We start from the raw sequence: 2,227 nt of genomic DNA, 5'->3' as shown, positions 1-2,227 counted from the left end.
TGCTGATATAACCTCCAATCTGCTCCGCTTAAGCCAAACCCTTAATTATAGCATAAAATTATTTTGCAAGAGGTCTATTGTGTCTTGCCATTAGCCAAGCAGGGTAAGCTCATCTAATTTGGTATAAATTGTACTTGACAAAACCAACAAAATATACAGGGTAGCCCGCTCGTCAGTAACGGTTCTATAATGCCTCAAAAGCTAAGTCATCAAGGTAAGGAAAAGTTTATGGTTATGAGTAAAGGGTTCGCTCCCTCTTGCGCGAGCGGAAAAATCCGAAGAACTCAACAAGCCAAAGCCCATCTCTATCGAAGATTTACAAACTGGCTTTTCAAATTATTTTGATGACGTACCAGACACTCTTGGTGGAGCGAACCAAACAACATTTACTCAAAGACATTCTCGTCATTGCCCTTTTAGCGGTCATAGCCGGAGCGGATGGGTGGGAAGACATGGAAAATTATGGAATCAGTAAGCTTACCTGGTTACAAAAGTTTTTAAAATTACCCAATGGCATCCCGAGTGATGATACATTCCGTCGGGTCTTTGAAAAGTTAGACCCCAAAATGTTAGAGCAAAAATTGCGAACATGGCTCAACCAATTAATCGGTTCAATTAGCCAAGAAGTGATCCCGATTGATGGAAAAAGTCTGAGAGGATCTTATGACCGACAAAAAGGGGTAAAAAATTTACATTTAGTGACGGCGTGGGCGAGTGAACATCGGTTAGTCTTGGGACAAGTCAAAGTTGAAGACCATTCAAATGAAATCACAGCGATCCCGGCATTATTGGAATTAATTGACATCACCGGAGCCATTATTACGATTGATGCGATGGGGACACAAACCGAGATTGTTCGGTTGATTCGTCAGAAAAAAGCCGATTATGTAGTCACTTTAAAAAGTAATCATCCAACTCTTTATAACCAAGTTAAAACCTGGTTTGAGATGGCGAAAGCTCAAGAGTTTGAGGGAATTGAAGTTAGTCAGGATTCTCGAACGAAAAAGGGACATCATCGCGTCGAAATTAGAAAAGTTTGGGCGGTGTCCGTGGCGGCATTAGGAGGGCTTTATAAACAAGAACAATGGACAGATATTCAGACGATTGTTTTTGTAGAACGAGTCCGTCATCTTTGGAACAAAACGACTCAAGAGGTACAGTTTTACCTAAGTTCTTTACCAGTGGATGCTCAGCTTAATGGTCGTGTAATTCGTCAACATTGGGGTATTGAAAACCAAGTTCATTGGACTTTAGATGTCACTTTTAATGAAGACCAATGCCGCATTCGGTCGTTAAACAGCCCTCAGAACTTGGCTCTTCTAAGACGAATGGCACTTAATGCCATCAATCAAGAAACGACTCAAGGAGCGTAGTGTGCGACAAAAAAAGAAACGAGCGGCGATGAATGATGACTATATGATGCAGATTCTCAAATGCTTGTGTCAAGCCTGATTAAGATGCTCTTACCCTGATTAGCCAAGGTGATTTGGAGATGAGATTTGACTCTAATGCCCCAGTTCCACTGCTGTGCTGTGAGCCACCGCATCAGCTCTCCATGTTCAAACCCTCTGTCAGCCAGTAAAGTTGGCTTTGCGTCTGTTGGTAGTCGAGATTTAGCTGCTTCTAACACGGGTAGATATTGCTCGAAACTAATTGTAGAACTACCATGTTTAATCACAGTTTGAGCCAGAGTGATAGAGCGACCGCCCCACGCCACACATACTTCAATCAGGCAATAAGTGTCCCAAAACATACTGGTATCTATGACTAGAATTAGTTCTTGCCCTGTCCATTCTTTGAGAAATTGTTTAATCAATGGCACATACAACACTGCTTAGCGCTAATTGCTGGATTATTCATGAAGTAGCTAAGTCGCTCCATATGGCTACGGGCTTGGCAGTCCCGATGGCTGAGGTAAGGAATCCAGTGGGAAGCGCAAGCACTTTCCGATTCTAATATTGCTGCTACAATCTCTGCACAGTTCTTCAGATGGCGAAAATCTTTGGGGACAATCCATTGACCAAGTTGTCCGAGTAGTTGACGATAGAGTGGGGGTGTAGCCATTATTTTACGTGGATTTGTTTTTCGCTAAAACTATCGAACCACGGCGCAAGCCCCTTTTCTCCATTAACTATGATTCTCTACGCTCCCTGACGGGGCTACAGGTCGCCTGAAAGTCATACAATCCGGCAACTCTAGACAAATAGCATGAAAAAAGATAGGGTAA

General features: G+C 42.7%; 2 pseudogenes. One reads left to right on the top strand and one right to left on the bottom strand.

The window, feature by feature from the left end:
- Positions 1 to 234 precede the first annotated feature (234 nt).
- Positions 235 to 1,452, top strand: a pseudogene (locus QUA83_RS30280) (ISAs1 family transposase).
- 19 nt (positions 1,453 to 1,471) lie between these two features.
- On the opposite strand, the pseudogene QUA83_RS30275 reads toward QUA83_RS30280, so the two are convergent.
- Positions 1,472 to 2,064 (bottom strand): annotated as a pseudogene (locus tag QUA83_RS30275) (transposase); the annotation flags it as partial.
- Positions 2,065 to 2,227 lie beyond the last annotated feature (163 nt).

It is taken from the genome of Microcoleus sp. K1-B1, from assembly GCF_036704705.1.
Classification (GTDB): Bacteria; Cyanobacteriota; Cyanobacteriia; order Cyanobacteriales; family Microcoleaceae; genus Microcoleus.
The sequence above is the reverse complement of the archived record's forward strand: the minus strand, read 5'-3'. Positions and strand labels throughout refer to the sequence as shown.